Consider the following 7,852-nt stretch of genomic DNA (forward strand, 5'->3'; position numbering starts at 1 on the left):
GGCGACGGCGGCGGCCCCCGCCGCAGCGGTCGCCGACCCCGGGGGTCCCCACCGCACCGCGACAACCGCCACGGTGATGACGCCGATCAGGCTGCGCAGCACCGCAGCGGCGTCCGGCATCGCCGGGCGTTGCGCAAGGCCCTTGATCATCCGTCCATTCTGGCCCGGGTTATGTTCGGCCAGTGGAGAAAGTCATCATCGCGTTGCGCGCGAAGCCGGGCGACGAGGCGTGGTGCACCCGCTTGCGCACCGAGATCGGACCGGCGCTGCTCGACCTCGGCCTTCCCGGTGTCGCGATCAACGTCCGCGACGCGCCGGTCGCCGATTCTCTGATGACGCTGACCACGCTGGACCCGCCCGTCGTCGCGTTCGTCACGGTGTGGACCCAGCAGTGCTACGGGGAGCAGCTGCGCACCGCCATCGCCCTGCTCGGTGACGTGTGCGCGCAGACGGCGGCCTACCTGGTCACCGAATCGGTGCCGCTGATCCCGCCGCACACCCCGCCGGGGCGGCGCAGCCCCGGCTTCGCGAACGTCGCGCTGCTGCGCCGGCCTGCCGATCTCGACGAGCCCACCTGGCGCACCCGGTGGCAGCACGATCACACGCAGGTCGCGATCGCCACCCAGGCCACCTTCGGTTACATCCAGAACCTGGTGGTGCGGGCCCTGACCGATGGGGCGCCGCCGATCGCGGCGATCGTCGAGGAGCTGTTCCCGCTCGAAGCGACGACCGACCTGCACGCGTTCTTCGGCGCCGCCGATGACGAGGAGCTCAACGACCGGATGGCACGTATGGTCGCCAGCACCTCGGCGTTCGGAGCCAACCGAGACATCGACACCGTCCCGACGAGCCGGTATGTGCTGCGCGATCCGTTCGCGACGGCCGATACGCTGCAGCCGTGACTCTGCAGATCGAGAACGACGGCCGGATTCGCACCCTGGTGCTGAACCGGCCCGAGGCCCTTAATGCGTTCAACGAGGAGTTGTACCTCGCCACCGCCACGGCGTTGCGGGAGGCGGCCGACGATCCCGAGGTCGCGGTGGTCCTGCTGACCGGTGCGGGGCGGGCGTTCAGCGCGGGCAACGACCTCAAAGAGATGCAGGCACGGATCAGCGATTCGCAGATGAGCGAGCAGGGCAGTCACTTCACGACGATGATCGACGCCCTGACCGATCTGCCGAAACCGTTGATCTGTGCGGTCAACGGTCTCGGGGTGGGCATCGGGACCACCATCCTCGGCTATGCCGATCTGGTGTTCATGTCCTCGGCGGCCCGGCTGAAGTGTCCGTTCACCAGCCTGGGGGTGGCGCCGGAAGCCGCCTCCTCCTATCTGCTGCCGCAACTGATCGGCAGACAGAACGCCGCGTGGATGCTGCTGTCGTCGGAGTGGGTCGACGCCGCCGAGGCGCTGCGGATGGGCATCGCCTGGAAGGTGTGCGAACCCGAGGATCTGCTTCCGCAAGCCCGCCGGCACGCCGAGATCATCGCGGCGCGCTCGATTCCGAGTTTGATGGCGGTCAAACGCACCGTGACCGAACCCTTCCGCCCCGGTATCGCCGCGGCGACCCAACGGGAGAACGCGCAGTTCGAGATGCTTCTCGGCGGAGCGGCGAACGCCGCGGCACTGGCCGAGTTCAGCGGACGGGGCAAGTCCTGACCGCGGTCAGGACTTGATCCGTTCGGCCGGGCAGCCGTTGCAGCTGCCGGCGGACTGGTGGGCGGCGATGATCGCCCGCAGCGTGCGCCGGCACCTGCCGCAGTCACCGCCGGCGCCGCATGCCTCGGCGATCTCCTTCGAGGTTCGCGCGCCCTTGGCGATGACCTCGTCGACCACGTGGCTGGTGGTTCCGGTGCACAGGCAGACGAACATCGCTAGGCGTCCTGCCCGTCGACGCTCATCAGATGGGCGAACCTGCCCACGAAACGGGACGGATAGGCCCCCATGCCGGCGTGGCTCATCCATTCCGCGGCTGCGTCGGGATGCTCGATCCACTGGCGGGCACTGGCCTCGTCCTCGATCTCCTGGAGGATCAGCACCTCCTGGCCGTCGTCGAGCGCGCCGTAGACCCAGATCTTGCGGACACCGCCCTGCTTGAACCGCTCGAGACCGTCGTGGATCTTGACCATCAGATTGGATACGTCGTCGACCGAGGACATCACGCCGACCACGACGCGTCCGACGTGGCGCTGCGAACTGGGGCCGTAGAGGTCGATCTTCTCGACGACCTCGCCGCCGAAGATCGGCGGAATATCGTCGGCTCCGGAAATATTGAACCACTCGAATATCGCCGGGGAACGCAACAACTCCCGAATGGACTTGGCGTGGCGGATGCCAATGGTCACGAGGACCCGGCGGGGTTCCCAGATGGATTCGTAGAGCACCACATGGTGGGCCTCGATCTCGGCCAGGCCGTTCCGGTGCTTTTCCAGCCACTCCCACATCCGGTCGACATCGTCAACCCGGAAATCGCAGGCGAGAATGAACGAGTGCAGATCGTACTCATTCATTGGTAACCCTTACCTGCCTGTGCCGCCCCGAACAGTTAGCCGAGTCTAACCTTACTAAGCCTAGCCAGTCCACAGAACCCTGCCCATCTGCGCGGCAGAGTCGCCCGAGCCGGGTGATCGGTCACGAAAACGAGCGTGCCGCAGCGACAATGGTGCGCACTTGACGCCCGTCGTGCACTAGATTGGAGAAGCTCGCACACAACCGGTGCAGATAGCGCACGCGGACAGCCCACGACGTGTTTTAGGAGCGGTCATGCAAGGCGATCCCGATGTTCTGAAATTGCTCAACGAGCAATTGACGAGTGAATTGACGGCGATCAACCAATACTTTCTGCATTCCAAAATGCAGGAGAATTGGGGCTTCACCGAATTGGCTGCGCATACGCGCAAGGAATCGTTCGAAGAAATGGTTCACGCCGAAGAGGTCACCGACCGAATTCTCATTCTCGACGGGCTTCCCAACTATCAGCGGCTGTTCTCGCTGCGGGTCGGCCAGACGCTGCGCGAGCAGTTCGAGGCCGACCTCGCGATCGAGTACGAGGTCGTCGCGCGGCTGAAGCCGGGCATCGTGATGTGCCGCGAGAAGGGCGACGCGACGTCTGCGAATCTGTTCGAGAAGATCCTGGCCGACGAGGAACTGCACATCGACTACCTCGAGACGCAACTCGAGCTGATGGGCAAGATGGGCGACGAGCTCTACATGGCCCAGTGCGTGTCGCGGCCACCCCAGTAACGCTTCGACACGACCTGTACCGGCTACCCCTGCCCGCGCGGTAACTTCCATAGGACATCTAACGATGTAGGAGTGGAGTTCTCGCCGCGCAGGAAGGGCAGGTATGGCAGCCACCACCGCGACCAGCGCCCAGCCCACCGACCCGGCGGCGGTCAACCCGCAGCGACGCAACATCATCTTCGTCGCGGTCGTGCTGGGTATGTTCCTGGCCGCACTGGACCAGACCATCGTGGCCACGGCGCTGCCCACCGTGGTGGCCGATCTCGGTGGGGCCGGCCATCAGGCCTGGGTGGTCACCAGCTACCTGCTGGCCTCCACCATCGTCACCGCGATCGCCGGCAAACTCGGGGACCTGTTCGGCCGCAAGACGGTGTTCGGGGCCGCGATCGTGTTCTTCCTCATCGGCTCGGTGCTGTGCGGGGTGGCGCACTCGATGACCATGCTGGTCGCCGCCCGCGCGGTTCAGGGCATCGGCGGCGGCGCCATCATGGTTACCGCCATGGCGCTGATCGGGGAGGTCATCCCGTTGCGCGACCGCGGCCGCTACCAGGGTGCGCTGGGCGCGGTGTTCGGGGTGACCACCGTGGCCGGTCCGCTGCTCGGCGGCTACTTCACCGATCACCTCAGCTGGCGCTGGGCGTTCTGGATCAACGTGCCGATCGCCGTGGTCGTGTTCATCGTCGCGCTCACCGCGATCCCCGCGCTGGCCCGGCGCGAGCGTCCCGTCATCGACTATCCGGGCATCGTGCTGATCGCACTGGGAGCCTCCGGTCTGACCCTGGCGACCAGCTGGGGCGGCAGCACCTATCCGTGGGCCTCCCCGGTGATCATCGGGCTGTTCGGCGGCTCGGCCGTCGCGCTGGCCCTGTTCGTCTGGGCCGAACTGCGCACCGCCGAGCCGGTGCTTCCCATCCGACTGTTCGCCGACCCAGTGTTCACGGTGTGCTGTGTGCTGGCCTTCATCGTCGGGTTCGCGATGCTCGGCGCGCTGACCTTCCTGCCCACGTTCATGCAGTTCGTCGACGGCGTGTCGGCGACCGAGTCGGGCCTGCGCACGCTGCCCATGGTGGGCGGGTTGCTGCTGACCTCGATGGGTAGCGGCATGCTGGTCAGCCGCACCGGCCGCTACAAGATCTTCCCGGTCACCGGGACCGCGGTGATGGTCCTGGGCTTCTCACTGCTGTCGCAGATGAAGGCCACCACACCGGTGTGGCAGCAGAGCCTCTACCTGTTCGTGCTCGGCACCGGAATCGGGATGTGCATGCAGGTGCTGGTGTTGATCGTGCAGAGCACGGCAAGATTCTCCGACCTCGGGGTGGCCACTTCCGGCGTGACGTTCTTCCGCACCATCGGAAGCTCGTTCGGAGCGGCGATCTTCGGCTCGCTGTTCGCCAACTTCCTGGACAGCCGTATCGACGGGGCGCTGGCCGCGTCGGGGGCGCCCCCGGCGGCCGCCCAGTCCCCTCGGTTCCTGCATCAGCTGCCGCCGGAGGTGGCCGCTCCGGTCGTCGACGCCTACTCCGACTCGCTGGGCCTGGTCTTCCTGTGCGCCGCCCCGGTGGCGCTGCTCGGGTTCCTGGTCGCCCTGCGGCTCAAGGAAGTTCCGCTGCAGGACGTCGGTACCGCGGCGGCCGTCGACCTCGGTGAGGGTTTCGGGATGCCGCAGACCGAAACCCCGGAGGAGATCCTGGAGACGGCGGTGGGCCGGCTGGTGCACCATTCGCCCGACATCCGGTTGCGCAGCATCGCCGGGCGACACGGCTGCGAATCCGACATCGCGCTGCTGTGGGGGCTGATCCAGATCTACCGGCAGAGTCAGGTGTTCGGTTCGGCCACGCTGACCGCGATGGCAGAACGGCTGCGGACGCCACCCGAGGTGCTGGAACCGACGTTCACCCGCCTCGTCGACGCCGGCTACGCGCTGCGCACCGGTGACCGGGTGTGGCTGACGCAGGCCGGAGCGCACCAGGTCGAGGCGGCGACCGCCGCACTGGTGGGCCGGATCGTCGAGAAGCTGGCGTCCTCGCCGACGTTCGAGGGCCGTCCCGATCGCGCCGACGTGGAGGCGGCCCTGGAGCGCATCGCCGCCCGGCTTCTCGTGCAGCGCGACTGGGATGATCGCGGCGAGGTGAACCGGACTCCCACGACGACAGGCTGACCCGGCGTAGCATGCGGCCATGAGCCGAATCGGAGATTTCGCCGACGACGACGTGACCGGGTTCGCCGTGAGATCTCCGGAGCTCGGAGCCGCAATGGCCGACTTCAGCCAGGCCGTGTACACGAAAGGCAGGCTGCCGCTACGGGTCCGGGAAGCGGCCAGGATCGTGATCGCCCACGCCAACGAATGCGTGGTGTGTCAGAACACCCGGGACGGCGCCGGTGTCGCCGAGGGCGTGGACGAAGAGCTCTACGAACACGCCGACGAGTGGCGGACCTGGCCGGGTTACAGCGACGCCGAGCGGGTCGCCATGGAGTTCGCGCACCGGTTCGCCACCGATCACGTCGGGCTGCGCGACGACGAGGATTTCTGGCAGCGCGCCGCCGAGCACTTCGATGACGAGCTCCTGACCGATCTGGCGATCTCGTGTGCGATGTGGGTCGGGATGGGCCGGGTGTTGCGCACTCTCGACATCGGGCAGTCCTGCAAGATCACCCTCTAGATTCGCCCGGCCAGACCGTGCACCGGCTGGTATGAATGGCTGACATGGCAGCCAAACCGCTCGCCGCCGCGGCCATCGCACAACTCGAGTCCGACGGGGTCGCGACCCTGATCGGCACCGTGGTGAACCCGGCGGGTCTGACTCACGCAAAAACGGTTCCGCTGCGCCGGATGAGTTCCTTCGCCGACCCGGGTCTGGGCGCCAGCCCGGTCTGGCACGTGTTCGCCATTGATCAGGCCGGAATCGTGCTCGGTGAGTCCACCGGGGTGGTCGGCGACCAGCGGGTTCGCATCGACCTGGGCGCGCTGCGCATTCTCGGCAACGGATTCGCCTGGGCGCCAGGGTCGTTCTTCGACCAGTCGGGATCTCCCGATCCGTACTGCACCCGCGGCGCGTTGACCAGGGTGACCGCACGTCTGGCCGATGCCGGTTACAGCGCGATGGTCGGGCATGAGATCGAGTTCGTGCTGGTGGGCCCCGACGGTGCGCGACTGCCGGCCCACATGTGGGCGCAGTACGGCCTGGCGGGGGTGCTGGAGTTCGAGGGATTCGTGCGCGACGTCACCGCCGATGCGACCGGATCCGGGGTCTCGATCGACCAGTTCCATCCCGAGTACGGCACCAATCAGTTCGAGATATCGCTGGCCCCGCTGCCGCCGGTGCAGGCCGCCGACCAGCTGACCCTGATGCGGATCATCATCGGCCGGGTGGCCCGCCGATACGGCATGCGGGTGAGCCTGTCGCCGGTTCCGTTCGCCGGTTCGGTGGGTTCCGGAGCCCACCAGCACTTCTCGCTGACCCGTGACGACGAGCCGGTCTTCTCCGGTGGCGACGGTCCCGGCGCGATGACCGCCGAAGGCGCCTCGGCCGTGGCCGGCGTGCTCTCCGGGCTGGCCGACGCGCAGGGCGTGTTGTGCGGTTCGGTGTTGTCCGGGCTACGGATGCAGCCCGGAACCTGGGCGGGCGCCAACCTGTGCTGGGGAACCGAAAACCGGGAGGCGGCCGTGCGTTTCCTTCCTGCCGGCTCGGCGAACCCGTACGGCGCCAACGTCGAGGTCAAGGTCATCGACCCGTCGGCCAACCCCTACCTCGCATCGGCGACGATCCTCGGGCTCGCCCTCGACGGCATCGAGCGGGGACTCACCCCGCCACCGGAGTTCACCGTGGATCCGTCGTCGCTCGGCGACGCCCAACGCGCCGAGACGCTGAGCACCGACCAATCCGAGATGCTCAGCGCCTTGGACTCCTCGACGCTGGTGCGGGGGATACTCGGTGACGCCGTCGTCGATGCGGTCGTCGCGGTGCGGCGCTACGAGCATGACAACTACGCCGAACTGAATCCCGAAGCCCTCGCCGAGAAGTTCCGGCTGGCCTGGAGCGTCTGAATGTCGGCACTGCACGAGCACCTCGGCGCCGTGCACCTGATCGACCATCATGTCCACGGGTGCTGGCTGACCCCCGGTGACCGCACCAGGTTCGACAACGCGCTCAACGAAGCCAACACCGAGCCGCTGGCCTCGTTCGACTCGGCCTTCGACACCCAGCTCGGGTTCGCCGTTCGCGCGCACTGCTCGACCGCGCTGGGTCTGGCCAGGCATGCCGACCCCGAGTCGTACTGGGCCCAGCGCACCAGCGTCGCCGAATCTGATCTGGCACAGAGCTTCCTGGCCGCCGCCGGGGTCTCCGACTGGCTGGTCGACACCGGATTCGCCGCGGGCGTGGCCACCCTCGACGAGTTGGCCGCGTTGTCGGTCGGTCGGGTGCACGAGGTGGTGCGGCTGGAGTCGGTGGCCGAGCAGGCCGCCGCTTGGCCCGGCGACTACGCCGAAGCGTTCGACGAGATCCTGGACGGGCAGGCGAGTACCGCGGTGGCCACCAAGACGGTGCTGGCCTACCGGGGCGGCTTCATCGGCGACCTGTCCGAGCCCGCGCCGGCCGAGGTCGCGGAGGC

8 protein-coding genes and 1 pseudogene are annotated in these 7,852 nt (G+C 67.6%); 7 read left to right on the top strand and 2 right to left on the bottom strand.

The window, feature by feature from the left end:
- The first annotated feature begins 182 nt into the window (after positions 1–182).
- Both ACXAID_RS25725 and ACXAID_RS25730 read left to right on the top strand, forming a co-directional pair.
- Positions 183–902: an EthD domain-containing protein gene (locus ACXAID_RS25725; protein ID WP_475025012.1), complete on the top strand. Its 720-nt coding sequence runs from the start codon at positions 183–185 to the stop codon at positions 900–902.
- Positions 899–1,657 (top strand): enoyl-CoA hydratase/isomerase family protein, encoded by a 759-nt coding sequence (locus ACXAID_RS25730; protein WP_475025013.1) that lies wholly within the window; start codon positions 899–901, stop codon positions 1,655–1,657. The genes ACXAID_RS25725 and ACXAID_RS25730 overlap by 4 nt, the downstream gene beginning before the upstream one ends.
- Positions 1,658–1,663: 6 nt before the next feature.
- Here ACXAID_RS25730 and ACXAID_RS25735 read toward each other — a convergent pair whose 3' ends face one another.
- Complete coding sequence (locus tag ACXAID_RS25735; RefSeq protein WP_475025014.1) at positions 1,664–1,870, bottom strand: (2Fe-2S)-binding protein; 207 nt, start codon at positions 1,868–1,870, stop codon at positions 1,664–1,666.
- A 2-nt stretch (positions 1,871–1,872) separates the two neighbouring features.
- Positions 1,873–2,508 carry a fatty-acid--CoA ligase gene (locus tag ACXAID_RS25740; RefSeq protein ID WP_475025015.1) on the bottom strand — a complete coding sequence of 212 codons (636 nt, stop codon included), beginning with the start codon at positions 2,506–2,508 and terminating at the stop codon, positions 1,873–1,875.
- Between the two features lie 253 nt (positions 2,509–2,761).
- Here ACXAID_RS25740 and bfr point away from each other — a divergent pair, with 253 nt between their 5' ends.
- From bfr to ACXAID_RS25765, 5 genes and pseudogenes are all read left to right on the top strand, one after another.
- Positions 2,762–3,241: a bacterioferritin gene (gene bfr, locus ACXAID_RS25745; protein WP_475025016.1), complete on the top strand. Its 480-nt coding sequence runs from the start codon at positions 2,762–2,764 to the stop codon at positions 3,239–3,241.
- A gap of 103 nt (positions 3,242–3,344) precedes the next feature.
- Positions 3,345–5,399, top strand: a complete 2,055-nt coding sequence (locus tag ACXAID_RS25750; RefSeq protein ID WP_475025017.1) for an MDR family MFS transporter — start codon at positions 3,345–3,347, stop codon at positions 5,397–5,399.
- Between the two features lie 19 nt (positions 5,400–5,418).
- Complete coding sequence (locus ACXAID_RS25755) at positions 5,419–5,901, top strand: carboxymuconolactone decarboxylase family protein (RefSeq protein ID WP_475025018.1); 483 nt, start codon at positions 5,419–5,421, stop codon at positions 5,899–5,901.
- 35 nt (positions 5,902–5,936) lie between these two features.
- Complete coding sequence (locus tag ACXAID_RS25760; protein WP_475025019.1) at positions 5,937–7,286, top strand: type I glutamate--ammonia ligase; 1,350 nt, start codon at positions 5,937–5,939, stop codon at positions 7,284–7,286.
- Positions 7,287–7,852, top strand: a pseudogene (locus tag ACXAID_RS25765) (amidohydrolase family protein); the annotation flags it as partial.

This window comes from Mycobacterium sp. ABE4_509, from assembly GCF_056160785.1.

Coding starts and splice junctions, on each gene's coding strand:
- ACXAID_RS25735 (WP_475025014.1), bottom strand. CDS start 1,870: ATGTTCGTCTGCCTGTGCACCGGAACCACCAGCCACGTGGTCGACGAG.
- ACXAID_RS25740 (WP_475025015.1), bottom strand. CDS start 2,508: ATGAATGAGTACGATCTGCACTCGTTCATTCTCGCCTGCGATTTCCGG.
- bfr (WP_475025016.1), top strand. CDS start 2,762: ATGCAAGGCGATCCCGATGTTCTGAAATTGCTCAACGAGCAATTGACG.
- ACXAID_RS25750 (WP_475025017.1), top strand. CDS start 3,345: ATGGCAGCCACCACCGCGACCAGCGCCCAGCCCACCGACCCGGCGGCG.
- ACXAID_RS25755 (WP_475025018.1), top strand. CDS start 5,419: ATGAGCCGAATCGGAGATTTCGCCGACGACGACGTGACCGGGTTCGCC.
- ACXAID_RS25760 (WP_475025019.1), top strand. CDS start 5,937: ATGGCTGACATGGCAGCCAAACCGCTCGCCGCCGCGGCCATCGCACAA.